Raw genomic sequence first — 12,397 nt, 5'->3', positions numbered from 1 at the left:
GTGCCGGGCCCGGCCCGGACACGCCAGGATGGGGTCCATGACCGCTGAACTCGCCACCCGGCTGCCGGACCACTTCTGGTCCGTGCCGTACGTGGGCGCACGCTTCCCCGGATCCCCGGCGGTCGCCGAGCGGCCGGACCTCGCCGAGGGCGCCAACTGCCAGGTGTTCGCGTACGCGGTGCTCCGCCACTTCGGCCTGGAGCCGCCCGCGCTGCGGTCCAGCGAGCTGTGGGCCGACACGGCGGCCACGACCCGCGTCGCGGTGACCCGCCCCCGCCCCCTCGATCTCCTGCTCTTCAACGCCACCGACGACGCCTACGGCGCCCACGTCGGTGTCTGGGCCGGGCCTGGCCAGGTGCTCCACCTGTGCGCCGAGGCCGGGCGCCCCGCCGTCTGGCCGCTGAGCGCCTTCGCCGACCGGCCCCGCTACCGCACGCTGATCGGCGTCAAGCGGATCACGGCTCCGAGCGCTCGGGCCCAGTGCCCTTCTCGCGGTTGAGGTAGTTGTAGACGGTGAAGCGGCTCACCCCGAGCGCGCTCGCGACCGTTTCGACGCCGTGGCGCACCGAGAACGCGCCGCGCTGTTCCAGGGCGCGGACGATTCCCTGCTTCGTCTTGCGGTCCAGGGCCGACAGCGGGACGCCGTGGCGGCGCTGGAGGTCGGCGAGGATGTGGTCCAGGGACGCCGAGAGGTGCGGCAGCCGTACGGCCACCACCGCGCTGCCCTCCCAGGACAGCACCACGTCGTCGTCCCGGGCCCGGTCCGGGGCGATCAGCTCGCCGCCCATCGCGTCGACCAGCGGCCGGACCGCCGAGACGAAGGGGTGGTCCGCCGGGCCGGTCACGCGCCGGGCTCCGCGACGACGTTGACCTGGAGCGAGACCCGGGTGGCGCCCGCCTCCAGGGACGTGCGCAGCAGATGGTCCACGGCGGCCAGCACGGCGTCCGCCCGGCCCTCCGCGGTATTGCCGAACGGGCCGACGTCGACGGTGTCCAGCGGTGCGGCCTGAACCGCCTCGCGGGCGGCCACGGCATGCGGCGGCACCTCGTCGAGGTCGAACGGCTCGGTGGTGAACTCAACCCTCAATCTCACGCCGCCAACCTACTTCGCCGGACCGCGCCTCCGGCAGCCTCGCGCGGCCCGTACTCCGGGCGTCATCCGTCAGGCGTCCAGCCCGGCGTCACGCGGCCGTCCCACTGGAGGCGGTCGATGCGCCCAAGTCCCTCCCGTCACTCCCCCGCTTCGTAGAACATGGCCCCGTTACCGCAGACATCCGCTACGGAGCGTCAGATGACAGAGAGCGTGCCGGTGCGCTGCCCCGCGTGCCGCCGCGAGCAGTCGTTCACTCCGCCCACCTTCCCGTGCTCGTGCGGCGCGCCGCTCACCCTCCCGGTGCTGCGCGACGGCACGCCGGAGGAGATCGAACACCGCACCTGGCAGGACATATGGGTGACGGTGGACTGCCCGTCCTGCGGGCGTCAGGGCCACTGGCCGCAGCCGGAGTTCGGCTGCGGCTGCGGGGCGGTCGTGCGGGTCCCGGTGGTCCCGGTCGCACCGGGCGCGCCGGCTCGGGAGGTTCCGGAACGTCACGAGGACGGGGACAGCGAGCCGGCCCCGCGCCCGGCGTTCCGGCCGGTGACGATCCGTACCGGCCGGGACGTGGTCACCGCAGCCGCCCAGTATCTGCGGTGGCTCGGCTTCGGGTGTCTGCGGCGGCCGGACGATCCGGAGGCCTCCGGGGTGGACCTCTACGGGAAGGGCGTCGTCGCCCAGGTCGACCCGACGACCCGCCCCACCGGGCTGCGCGAGGTCGAGTGCCTGTGGCTGAACGGGCTCAACGAGTCGGCCGTGAGCGTCTTCTTCTCGCTGGCGGGCTACGCCCGGGAGGCGCGGGCGCGCGCGGACGCGCTGCACATACCGCTCTTCATCATGGACCTGACCGGCACCCCACAGCCCGTCAACGACCCCGCGGACACCCTGATCCGCTGCGGCCCGCCGCGCGGATGAGCCTCATTCATTGTCACCCGAACGAGGGCCGTTTCGCCTCCACTTGGCGGATGATCTTCGCCCTCTACCGGCGCTCTACCGTGGTTCCCGACCCCGACCACGACCTCGAGGAGCGCTGATCCATGCCCACTGACTTCACCGTCGACCACGCCGACGTCACCCTCGCCGTCCGCGACCACGGCGGCAGCGGCACCCCGCTGCTGCTGATCCACGGCGCCGGGCGCACGCTCTCCGACTGGTCGGGGGTCGCGGGCGACCTGGTCGCCGATCACCGGGTCCTCTCGATGGACCTGCGGGCACACGGCCACTCCGGGCGCGGGGCGGAGCCGTGGACGACCGCGACCGCGCTCGCCGACATCGAGGTCGTCCTGGACGCGTGCGGCGTCCCGGAGGCCGTGCTCGTCGGCCACTCGCTCGGCGGCATGCTGGCCGCGCTGTACGCGGACGCCCACCCGCACACCCCCGGCGCGGTCAACCTCGACGGCTTCGGGCTGGGGCGGCCCGAGCAGTACGCCGGGCTCGACCCGCGGACCGTGACCGAGGGCCTGGACCGCGCCCGGCAGGTCTCCCGGGCAGCTGCGGGCCACGCCTTCCCGCCCGAGGCCCTGGAGTCCGTACGCGCCCAAGGGGCCGCCATGGCCGCCCAGCTGGGCTTCGCGCCCGAGCTGCTGGAGGAGGGCGTACGGCGGTCGCTCGGCGAGACCGGCGACGGGCAGCTGTTCCTGCGGCCGGAGCGGGAGCGGGCGGTGGAGATGCTGGACGCGATGGACGAGCTGGACATGTTCCCGGTCTACCGCCGCCTGACCCGCCCCCTGCTGATCGTCCGCGGCACCCGGCTCGCGGACCAGGGCCCGGAGCTGGCGTGGTTCGACGAGCTGATGGCCGCGTACCTGAAGGGGCTGGAGAGCGAGCTGAGCACGCTCACCGCCGACCACCCACGGATCGCGGTGCACACGCTCGACGCGTCGCACGCGATGCTGCTCGAGCGCCCGCGTGCGCTGGCGGAGCTGGTGCGCTCCTTCACCACCGGTCCGCACTTGCGCTCATGACCGGGGGGCGCTTCGGTTGAGGCACCACCCCCACCGTTCACGACCGGCCGGAGGCCGCAGACGATGGCTGTTCCGTGGTGCCCGAGGATCGCGGCGTCGCTCCTGACCCTGCTGACCGTCCTGACCCTGCTGACCGTCTCCGGCTGCGGTGGCAGTGGGCTGCCGCGGCCTGCGGAGACCAGCCGTGCCGCGAGCACGCCGAGCGCCCCCGATCCGGGGACGGCCGACAGCGTGGAGGGGGACATCAACGCGGCGGTGTCCATCACCAACACCTACTGGTCCACCCACTGGAACGAGTTCTTCACCGGCACCTACCGCCCGCCCCGGATCCTGGGCGCGTACGACGGCGCCACCGGCACCGCCCCCACCTGCGGCGGCACCGCGCTCCCCGACGACAACGCCGTCTACTGCCCGGGCGGCGACTACGTGGCCTGGGACATGGACCTGATGCGGGCGGGCCACCAGCGCGGCGACGCCTGGGTCTACCTGGTCATCGCCCATGAGTGGGGCCACGCCATCCAGAACCGGCTGGACGCGGGCCTGGTCGACCTGGCCCGCGAACTCCAGGCCGACTGCCTGGCCGGTGCCGTCCTCTTCGGCGCGGCCAGGGACAACACGCTGACCTTCGAGGACGGCGACACGAACGAACTGTCCGACGCCCTCTCGGCCCTCGCCGACGAGACGCCGTGGACGAACACCTCCGACCACGGCAACGCCTCGCAGCGCGTCTCGGCGTTCAGCCGGGGCGCCGAATCCGGGGTGAAGGGCTGCCTCCCGAACGCGGGCCGATAGGTCAGCGCGTGGGCTGGGGCTCCGGGGTGGGGGCCGGGGTGCGGTCCGGGTCGGTGCGGGTTTCCGGGACGGCGGACAGGTCGCGGGCGCCCGCCTCGCGCAGTTCGACCTTGCGGACCTTGCCGCTGACCGTCATCGGGAAGGCGTCCATGACACGCAGGTGGCGGGGCACCTTGAAGGCGGCCAGGCGGCCTCGGCAGAAGCGGGCCAGTTCGTCGCGGGTGAGGGCGGTGACGCCCTCGCGCAGGATGACGCAGGCGAGGATCTCCTCGCCGTACTTCTCGTCCGGTACGCCCACCACCTGCACGTCGGCGATCTTGGGGTGGGTGTGCAGGAACTCCTCGATCTCCCTCGGGTACACGTTCTCGCCGCCCCGGATGATCATGTCCTTGATGCGGCCGACGATCTGGACGTAGCCGTCGTCGTCCATCACGGCCAGGTCGCCGGTGTGCATCCAGCCCGCCGGGTCGATGGCCTCGGCCGTCCGCTCCGGTTCCTCCCAGTAGCCGAGCATCACCGAGTAGCCGCGGGTGCACAGTTCGCCGCGGGTGCCTCGGGGGGCGGTCAGGCCGGTGGCCGGGTCCATGACCTTGACCTCGACGTACGGCAGCACCCGGCCGACCGTGCCGGTCCGGCGGGCGAGGTCGTCGTCGCGCCGTGTCTGGGTGGAGACCGGGGAGGTCTCGGTCATGCCGTAGCAGATGGACACCTCGGCCATGTGCATCTCGTCGACCACCCGCCGCATCACCTCCACCGGGCAGGGCGATCCGGCCATGATCCCGGTGCGCAGCGAGGAGAGGTCGAAGGTGGCGAAGTCGGGCAGGGCCAGCTCGGCGATGAACATGGTGGGGACGCCGTACAGCGAGGTGCAGCGCTCCCGTTCGACGGCGGTCAGGGTGGCGGCGGGGTCGAAGGTGGGGGCGGGGAGGACGAGGCAGGCGCCGTGGGTGGTGGCGGCCAGCGCCCCCAGGACCATGCCGAAGCAGTGGTACAGGGGCACCGGCAGACAGATCCGGTCGCGCTCGGTGTAGCCGACCGTCTCCCCCACGAAGTAGCCGTTGTTGAGGATGTTGTGGTGGGAGAGGGTGGCGCCCTTCGGGAAGCCCGTGGTGCCCGAGGTGTACTGGATGTTGACCGGGTCGTCGCAGGACAGCCGGGCCTCGCGCTCGGCCAGCTTGTCCTTCGGCACCGCCTCCCCCGCGCGCACCAGCCCGTCCCAGGTGCGGTCGCCGATGTAGATGACGTCGCGCAGGGCGGGGCATTCGGCGCGCACCTGCTCGACCATGCGGCGGTAGTCGCTGTCCTTGTGCTCGGTGGACGAGACGAGGACCGACACCCCGGCCTGCCGCAGCACGTAGCGCAGCTCGTGGACGCGGTAGGCGGGGTTGACGTTGACCATGATGGCGCCGATGCGGGCGGTGGCGTACTGCACCAGCACCCATTCGGGGCAGTTGACCGCCCAGATGCCGACCCGATCGCCCTTGCCGACGCCCTTGGCCAGCAGCCCGAGCGCGACCTCCTCGACCGACCGGCCGAACGCGGCGTACGTCCAGCGGCGGCCGGAGGGGATGTCGACCAGCGCCTCACGGTCGCCGTGGCGTTCGACGGACCGGGCGAGGCTGGCGCCGATGGTGTCGCCGAGCAGCGGCTGGTCCCCGGTGCCGCTCGCGTACGAGAGGGCGGGCGGGGGCGGGGTCGGGTCGTCGGCGATCGGGTCGGTCATGGTGTCTCCTTAGCGGTCACACGAAAGAGAGCTGCCGTTCATGAGGTTCCCTCATGAAACTCGACGCCGTCACCCATCGCCGTGCGCTCCCGTAGTTCAATCCGGCGAATCTTGCCGGACACCGTCTTGGGCAGCTCCGCGAACTCCAGCCGCCGGACCCGCTTGTACGGCGCCAGCACCGCCCTGGAGTGCGCGAACAGCACCTTCGCCGTCTCGGGCCCCGGCTCCCAGCCCTCGGCGAGCACGATGTACGCCTTCGGCACGGCCAGCCGCAGCGGGTCGGGCGCCGGGACGACGGCGGCCTCGGCGACCGCCTCGTGCTCCAGCAGGGCGCTCTCCAGCTCGAACGGGGAGATCTTGTAGTCGGAGGCCTTGAAGACGTCGTCGGCGCGCCCGATGTAAGTGATGTAGCCGTCCGCGTCGCGCGAGCCGATGTCGCCGGTGCGGTAGTAGCCGCCCGCGGTGGCCTCGGCGGTGCGCTCCTCGTCGTCCTCGTACCCCGTCATCAGGCCGACCGGGCGGCCGTGCCGTCCGGTCAGGTCGAGGCAGATCTCGCCCTCGTCGCCGGGTTCGCCGGTGACCGGGTCGAGGAGGACGACGGCGAAGCCGGGGGTCGGGCGGCCCATCGAACCGGTCTTGAGCGGCTGGCCGGGGGTGTTGGCGACCTGGACGGCGGTCTCTGTCTGGCCGAAACCGTCCCGGATGGTCACGCCCCAGTCGCGCCGGACATGCTCGATGACCTCGGGGTTCAGCGGCTCACCGGCGGCGACGGCCTCGCGCGGCGGGTGCCGCAGCTGGGTCAGGTCGGCCTGGATGAGCATCCGCCAGACGGTGGGCGGGGCGCAGAAGGTGGTGACGCCGCAGCGGTCCATCTCGGCCATGAGGCGGGTGGCGTCGAAGCGGGTGTAGTTGTAGAGGAAGACGGTCGCCTCGGCGTTCCACGGGGCGAAGAGGTTGGACCAGGCGTGCTTGGCCCAGCCCGGAGAGGAGATGTTGAGGTGCACGTCCCCGGGCCGGAGGCCGATCCAGTACATCGTCGACAGATGGCCGATGGGGTACGAGATGTGGGTGTGCTGGACGAGCTTGGGCTGAGCGGTGGTGCCGGAGGTGAAGTAGAGCATGAGGGGGTCGGCGGCGAAGGTCGGGCCGTCCGGTACGAAGCGGTCCGCCGCCCCGCCCGGCGCCTCGTCCGGCACGGTGTCCGTCCCGGCGTCCTCGTACGCCAGCCAGCCGTCCGGGGCCGCTCCCCGGGGTCCGCCGACCGCGATGCGGGTGTAGTCGCCCGGCACCTCGGCGAACTTGCCGGTGTCCTCCGCCCGCGCGATCACGTGCTTCGCCCGGCCGCGGCCGATGCGGTCGGCCAGGTCCAGCGGGCCGAGCAGCGGGGTGGCGGGGATGACGACGGCGCGCAGCTTCATGGCCGCCAGCGCCGTCTCCCACAGCTCCCGCTGGTTGCCGAGCATGACCACGATCCGGTCCCCGACCCGCACGCCCCGCGCGCGCAGCCAGTTCGCGGCGCGGTCGGAGCGGCGGCGCATCGCGTCGAAGCTCAGCCGGGTCTCCTGGCCGTCCTCCTCCACGATGTGCAGGGCGGTGCGGTCGTTGCCGTCCGCGATCTGGTCGAACCAGTCCAGGGCCCAGTTGAAGCGGTCCGGGCGCGGCCAGCTGAACCCCTCGTACGCCGCCTCGTAGTCCTCCCGGCGGTCGAGAAGGAAATCCCGTGCCGCACGGAATTCGTGAGACGGACTCATTGCTGTCACTTGTCCTCCTGATGTGGCGTGCCGCTCGCTAGCATCGTGCGACGGGTGATCTGGGTCTCACCATCCCCCGGGCGGGGGTGGTGACGTTTCGGGGAGGCGACCGTGTCGGAATCGGAGCGTGCCGCGAGATCGGAGCGTGTCGTCGACGTACGGGCAGCACTGCTGCGGATGCGCCGGCGCGGCGGGCTGCCCGTCGCCTTCGGCGGGCTGTTCTCGGGCGCGCGGCAGTTCCGTATCTCCGAACTCACCGGAACCACCACGAACTCCTTGCGCGGGCTCGCCATCACGGCGGGCAATGGGCTCGGTGGCAAGGTCCTCACCCTGTCCCGGCCGATTTCCGTGATCGACTACCCCGTCTCGCGGGCCATCAGCCATGAATACGACGGTGTGGTCGGCGCCGAGGGGCTGCGCTCGATGATGGCCGTCCCGGTGGTCGTCCGGGGCCGGGTGCGGGCCGTGCTGTACGGGGCGCTGCGGCAGCCGCTGCTCCTCGGCGACCGCGCGCTGAGCGCTGCGGTGGAGGCCGCCCACGAGCTGGAACAGGCCCTCGCCGTCCAGGACGAGGCGCAGCGGCTGATGACGGTCGCGGAGCAGCCGGTGCCGGAGGCCGAGCCGGACCCCGCGGTCTGGGAAGAGGTCCGCCGGGCCCATGTCGACCTGCGGGCCCTGTCCCACCGGGTGGCCGATCCGCAGCTGCGCGAGGAGATCCTGACCGCCTGCGGCCGTCTGGCCCGCGCCTCGTCGGGCGACGCCCGCGACCCGGCGTCGCGCGGGTGCGTACGGCTGTCGCCGCGCGAGGTGGACGTCCTGGCCTGTGTGGCCTCGGGCGCGACGAACTCGGCGGCGGCCGACCGGCTGGGGCTGCGGCCGGAGACGGTGAAGAGCTATCTGCGGTCGTGCATGCGCAAGTTGGGGGCGCGCACCCGGCTGCACGCGGTGGTCGAGGCGCGGCGCGCGGGGCTGCTGCCGTGAGGGTCCCATGGTGCGGTGACGGTGGTGGTGCTCGTGACGGCGGTCAGGAGAGGACCGCGGCGAGGGCCGGGGCGTACAGGTCGGCGACCTCGTCCGGTGTGAGGGCGGTGACGGCCGGGACGCGCAGCAGATAGCGGGTGAGGGCGAGGCCGAGGAGCTGGGAGCAGACCAGCCCGGCGCGACGCGGGTCCGTGGCCTCGCCGAGGGCGGGCGCGACCTGCTCGGCGAAGATCTCGCGCAGCCGCTCGGTGGCCCGTTCGTTGGTGACGGCGGAGCGCAGCAGGACGAGCAGGGCGTCGTCGGCGGGGTCGCCCTCCCAGCGGTCCAGGAAGTGGCGTACGAGGACGAGCGCGAGGTCGTCGCGGGCCACGGCGGTGAGGTCGGGCAGCCGCAGGTCGATGGTGAGGGCCGCGTCGAAGAGCTTTTCCTTGCTGCCGAAGTAGCGCATGACCATCGAGGCGTCGATGGCCGCGTCGGCGGCGATGCCGCGGATGGTGGTGCGTTCGTAGCCGTGCCGGGCGAAGTGCGCGCGGGCGGCGCGGAGGATGGTGGCGCGGGTGCGGTCGGCGCTCCGGGCGCCCGTGAGGCAGCCTGCCGGGCCGCCCGCCGGGCTGTCTGCCGAGCCGCCCGCCGGGCCGGGGGCGGGTTCGCTAGGGGAAGGCATCGGAGGCTCCGGAGGGGAGGCGCCGCCCGGGATCGTCCATGCCAACAATCGTAGGCAAACAGTCGTGGGCGCGCCAGGAGCGGGTACGAGGGCACAGCGGGGGCAGGCCCCAGCCGCTGTCCCCGCCACCGCCCCGGCCGCCGCCCGGGCATATCGGGGGATATCCTGCACTGAGGCCGGTGGTCCGCCCAGGGCGCCCATGGCGTCCCCGCACCGAGGGACCGCGACAAGGAGGTGAGGTCCACGCGATGACCAGTGAACCTCCCAGTCGCATGCCGCGAGCCGCCGCCCCGGCCCGGCCGCGCTGAGCGCGGCACCGCCCAGCACTCGGGGGGCGGCACCCCGGTGTGCCGGATGCCCCGCCCGGCGCCAGCTGCCCGGCGCCACCTCTTCGTAAAGGACCCCGCATGTCCGAGCGCCGTTCCCACACCCCGCGCCCGCTGAGGAAGTACCCCTGGCTGCGGTCCGCGGCGGAGCGCGGAGCGGGCGCCGGACCGCGATCCCGGGCCGGGGCGGCGAACCCGCCGGGCACCGGATCCGGGCCCGCCGCGGTCGACGGCACGCCGGTCGCCGAGGAACAGAGCGTGGTGGACGCGGCCGTCTACCGCGACGGCCGCCGGGTCGGCACGCCCGACGGCCTGGCCGCCACCTTCCGGCGGCTGCGCGAGGAGCCGGGCGCGATGGCGTGGATCGGGCTGTACCGGCCGACCGAGGCGGAGCTGCTGTCGGTCGCCGAGGAATTCGACCTGCACAAGCTGGCCATCGAGGACGCGATGGAGGCGCATCAGCGGCCCAAGCTGGAGCGCTACGGCGAGACGCTCTTCGTCGTGCTGCGCGCGGCCCGCTACCTCGACGCGGTCGAGGAGGTGGACTTCGGCGAGCTGCACGTCTTCGTCGGCCCCGACTTCGTCATCACCGTCCGGCACGGCGCCGCCCCGGACCTGTCGGCGGTGCGCGCCCGCATGGAGTCGGCCCCCGAGCTGCTGGCCCTGGGCGCGGAGGCCGTGCTGTACGCCATCCTGGACGCGGTCGTGGACGGCTACGCCCCGGTCGTGGCGGGCGTGCAGAACGACATCGACGAGATCGAGACCGAGGTCTTCCGCGGCGACCCCGCCGTATCGCGCCGCATCTACGAACTCTCCCGCGAGATGGTCGAGTTCCAGCGCGCGACCCGCCCCTTGGTGGGGATGCTGCGCGGGCTGATGGCGGGGTTCGACAAGTACGGCACCGACGAGGAGCTGCAGCGCTACCTGCGGGACGTCGCCGACCACGTCACCCACACCAGCGAGCGCGTGGACGGCTTCCGCTCGGCCCTCACCGACATCCTCGCGGTCAACGCCACCCTGGTCACCCAGCAGCAGAACGCCGAGATGAGAGCGCTGGCCGAGGCGGGCTTCGAGCAGAACGAGGAGGTGAAGAAGATCTCCGCGTGGGCGGCCATCCTCTTCGCCCCCACCCTCGTCGGCACCATCTACGGCATGAACTTCACGCACATGCCGGAGCTGCACTGGGTCCTGGGCTACCCCTTCGCGCTCCTGCTGATGGCGGTGGTGTGCGTCAGCCTGTACGTCATCTTCAAGCGCCGCGACTGGCTCTGAGGCGCGCCGGAGTCGGCCCGGGCTCACCTGTCCGGGTGGGCGCTCGGGGTGCCCGGGTGCCGGTGGCCTTGTCACGCCCGCACGAACCAGGGGCCCGGGGGACTCACCTCGGCCACACGCGACCGCGATCGTCCCGGTCCGCGCCTTGGGCGCTGCCATATTCGAAGGCCCCCTTCGGAGGTGGCAGTGACGCTTGAGGCGACGACATCCCGGATTTCCGCACCGCTCTCCCCACCACACGCACCCGGCCGCACCACCGCCGAACGCCTCGCCGACCTGGAGGTGCGCAGGAAGCAGGCGGCCGCGCCGGGTGGGGTGCGGCGGCGGGGCGAGTTCGGGGCGCGGGAGCGGATCGATCTGCTGCTGGACGCCGGGTCGTTCACCGAGACCGGGCTGTTCGTGCGGGCCCGGCCCGCCGGGGGCGGCTCGGGGCGCCCGTACGGCGACGGGGTCGTCACCGGGCACGGCACGGTCGACGGCCGCGCGGTGTGTGTCTTCGCGCAGGACTCCACGGTGTTCGGCGGCAGCATGGGCGAGGCCTTCGGTGAGAAGACCGTCGCGCTGATGGACCTCGCGCTGAAGACCGGCTGTCCGGTCGTCGGACTCAACGACGGCGGGGGCGCCCGCATCCAGGAGGGGGTCGCCTCGCTCGCGCTCTACGCCGAGCTGGTGCGCCGCAATGTGCGGGCGTCCGGGGTGATTCCGCAGATCTCGGTCGTGCTGGGGCCGTGTGCGGGCGGGGCCGCGTACTCGCCCGCCATCACCGACTTCACCGTGATGGTGGACGGGGCCTCGCAGATGTTCGTCACCGGGCCGGATGTCATCGAGGCGGTCACCGGTGAGCGCGCCACCGCCGAGGAGCTGGGTGGCGCCCGCACCAGCAACACCGTCAACGGCAACGCCCACTTCCTCGCCGCCGACGAGGTGAGCGCCCTCGGCACCGTGCGCGATCTGCTGTCGTACCTGCCCGCCAACAACCTGGAACGACCCCCGCGATACGCACCGGCCCCGCCCGCCGGGGCGTGCCTCGATGAGACCGTGCCGGACCGGCTCGGGGAGGCCTACGACATGCGCGACATCCTGCGCGCGGTCGTCGACGACGGCGAACTGCTGGAGATCCAGGAGCTGTTCGCGCCGAACATCATCTGCGCCCTGGCACTGGTCGACGGCCATTCCGTCGGGGTCGTCGCCAACCAGCCGCTGCACGCGGCCGGGGTCCTGGACATCGACGCGTCCGAGAAGGCCGCGCGCTTCGTGCGGTTCTGCGACGCGTTCGGCGTCCCGCTGCTGACCTTCGCCGACGTCCCCGGCTACCTCTCCGGCGTCCGGCAGGAGCAGGCCGGGATCATCCGGCGGGGCGCCAAGCTGCTGTACGCGTACGCCGAGGCGACCGTCCCGAAGGTCACGGTGGTGGTGCGCAAGGCGTACGGCGGCGGATACGCGGTGATGGGCTCCAAGCACCTGGGCGCCGACATCAACCTCGCCTGGCCCACCGCGCGCATCGCCGTCATGGGCGCCGAGGGCGCGGTGGGCGTCCTCCACCGGCGCGAACTCGCCGCCGCGGACGACCCCGAGGCGCTGCGGGCCCGGCTCCTCGCCGCGTACGAGGGCACCCATGGGACCCCGTACCTGGCGGCCGAGCGCGGATACGTCGACGCCGTCATCGCGCCGCGCGACACCCGCGCCCACATCTGCCGCGCCCTGCGCGCGCTGCGCGGCAAGCGCGCCGCGATGCCGGAGCGCAGGCACGGCAACATCCCGCTCTGACCGGCCTCCGCCCCGCCCCCGCCCCCGCAAGTCCATCCCGTGATGTCGACGCTGACGCTGACGT

At 73.0% G+C, this 12,397-nt stretch carries 12 protein-coding genes; 7 read left to right on the top strand and 5 right to left on the bottom strand.

The window, feature by feature from the left end:
• Positions 1-37: 37 nt before the first annotated feature.
• Entirely contained in the window at positions 38-499 is a 462-nt protein-coding gene (locus ACZ6CL_RS19005; protein ID WP_468937264.1) for an NlpC/P60 family protein, read from the top strand.
• On the opposite strand, the gene ACZ6CL_RS19000 is transcribed toward ACZ6CL_RS19005, so the two are convergent.
• Together ACZ6CL_RS19000 and ACZ6CL_RS18995 are read right to left on the bottom strand one after the other, a co-directional pair.
• Positions 456-845, bottom strand: coding sequence for a helix-turn-helix domain-containing protein (locus ACZ6CL_RS19000; protein ID WP_468937263.1), 390 nt, complete (start codon positions 843-845; stop codon positions 456-458). The genes ACZ6CL_RS19005 and ACZ6CL_RS19000 overlap by 44 nt on opposite strands.
• A complete protein-coding gene (locus tag ACZ6CL_RS18995) occupies positions 842-1,093 on the bottom strand; it encodes a YkoF family thiamine-binding protein (RefSeq protein ID WP_468937262.1) in 252 nt (83 codons plus the stop codon). Before ACZ6CL_RS18995 ends, ACZ6CL_RS19000 begins: the two co-directional genes overlap by 4 nt.
• Before the next feature lie 198 nt (positions 1,094-1,291).
• Between ACZ6CL_RS18995 and ACZ6CL_RS18990 the strand changes: the two genes are divergently transcribed.
• From ACZ6CL_RS18990 to ACZ6CL_RS18980, 3 genes are all read left to right on the top strand, one after another.
• Positions 1,292-2,008 (top strand): hypothetical protein, encoded by a 717-nt coding sequence (locus ACZ6CL_RS18990; protein ID WP_468937261.1) that lies wholly within the window; start codon positions 1,292-1,294, stop codon positions 2,006-2,008.
• A gap of 122 nt (positions 2,009-2,130) precedes the next feature.
• Positions 2,131-3,057, top strand: coding sequence for an alpha/beta fold hydrolase (locus tag ACZ6CL_RS18985; protein ID WP_468937260.1), 927 nt, complete (start codon positions 2,131-2,133; stop codon positions 3,055-3,057).
• Between the two features lie 63 nt (positions 3,058-3,120).
• Complete coding sequence (locus tag ACZ6CL_RS18980; protein ID WP_468937259.1) at positions 3,121-3,849, top strand: neutral zinc metallopeptidase; 729 nt, start codon at positions 3,121-3,123, stop codon at positions 3,847-3,849.
• A gap of 1 nt (position 3,850) precedes the next feature.
• On the opposite strand, the gene ACZ6CL_RS18975 is transcribed toward ACZ6CL_RS18980, so the two are convergent.
• Both ACZ6CL_RS18975 and ACZ6CL_RS18970 read right to left on the bottom strand, forming a co-directional pair.
• Entirely contained in the window at positions 3,851-5,572 is a 1,722-nt protein-coding gene (locus tag ACZ6CL_RS18975; RefSeq protein WP_468937258.1) for an AMP-binding protein, read from the bottom strand.
• Between the two features lie 38 nt (positions 5,573-5,610).
• Positions 5,611-7,323, bottom strand: a complete 1,713-nt coding sequence (locus tag ACZ6CL_RS18970) for an AMP-binding protein (protein WP_468937257.1) — start codon at positions 7,321-7,323, stop codon at positions 5,611-5,613.
• 177 nt (positions 7,324-7,500) lie between these two features.
• Between ACZ6CL_RS18970 and ACZ6CL_RS18965 the strand changes: the two genes are divergently transcribed.
• Positions 7,501-8,304, top strand: coding sequence for a helix-turn-helix transcriptional regulator (locus tag ACZ6CL_RS18965; RefSeq protein ID WP_468937390.1), 804 nt, complete (start codon positions 7,501-7,503; stop codon positions 8,302-8,304).
• A gap of 43 nt (positions 8,305-8,347) precedes the next feature.
• Here the strand turns inward: ACZ6CL_RS18965 and ACZ6CL_RS18960 are convergent, their stop codons facing one another.
• Positions 8,348-8,968 (bottom strand): TetR/AcrR family transcriptional regulator, encoded by a 621-nt coding sequence (locus ACZ6CL_RS18960; RefSeq protein WP_468937256.1) that lies wholly within the window; start codon positions 8,966-8,968, stop codon positions 8,348-8,350.
• A gap of 407 nt (positions 8,969-9,375) precedes the next feature.
• Between ACZ6CL_RS18960 and ACZ6CL_RS18955 the strand changes: the two genes are divergently transcribed.
• Both ACZ6CL_RS18955 and ACZ6CL_RS18950 read left to right on the top strand, forming a co-directional pair.
• On the top strand, positions 9,376-10,566 hold the full coding sequence (locus ACZ6CL_RS18955; RefSeq protein WP_468937255.1) for a magnesium and cobalt transport protein CorA: 1,191 nt from the start codon (positions 9,376-9,378) through the stop codon (positions 10,564-10,566).
• 213 nt (positions 10,567-10,779) lie between these two features.
• Positions 10,780-12,333: an acyl-CoA carboxylase subunit beta gene (locus ACZ6CL_RS18950; RefSeq protein WP_468937389.1), complete on the top strand. Its 1,554-nt coding sequence runs from the start codon at positions 10,780-10,782 to the stop codon at positions 12,331-12,333.
• Positions 12,334-12,397 lie beyond the last annotated feature (64 nt).

It is taken from the genome of Streptomyces sp. NPDC041200 (genome assembly GCF_055591805.1).
Note: the sequence above shows the minus strand (reverse complement) of the source record. Positions and strands in the feature narration are given on the sequence as shown.

Bases quoted from the DNA above. Each gene is read 5' to 3' on its own strand.
- ACZ6CL_RS19005 (WP_468937264.1), top strand. From the start codon at position 38: ATGACCGCTGAACTCGCCACCCGGCTGCCGGACCACTTCTGGTCCGTG.
- ACZ6CL_RS18990 (WP_468937261.1), top strand. From the start codon at position 1,292: ATGACAGAGAGCGTGCCGGTGCGCTGCCCCGCGTGCCGCCGCGAGCAG.
- ACZ6CL_RS18985 (WP_468937260.1), top strand. From the start codon at position 2,131: ATGCCCACTGACTTCACCGTCGACCACGCCGACGTCACCCTCGCCGTC.
- ACZ6CL_RS18980 (WP_468937259.1), top strand. From the start codon at position 3,121: ATGGCTGTTCCGTGGTGCCCGAGGATCGCGGCGTCGCTCCTGACCCTG.
- ACZ6CL_RS18975 (WP_468937258.1), bottom strand. From the start codon at position 5,572: ATGACCGACCCGATCGCCGACGACCCGACCCCGCCCCCGCCCGCCCTC.
- ACZ6CL_RS18970 (WP_468937257.1), bottom strand. From the start codon at position 7,323: ATGAGTCCGTCTCACGAATTCCGTGCGGCACGGGATTTCCTTCTCGAC.
- ACZ6CL_RS18965 (WP_468937390.1), top strand. From the start codon at position 7,501: ATGCGCCGGCGCGGCGGGCTGCCCGTCGCCTTCGGCGGGCTGTTCTCG.
- ACZ6CL_RS18960 (WP_468937256.1), bottom strand. From the start codon at position 8,968: ATGCCTTCCCCTAGCGAACCCGCCCCCGGCCCGGCGGGCGGCTCGGCA.
- ACZ6CL_RS18955 (WP_468937255.1), top strand. From the start codon at position 9,376: ATGTCCGAGCGCCGTTCCCACACCCCGCGCCCGCTGAGGAAGTACCCC.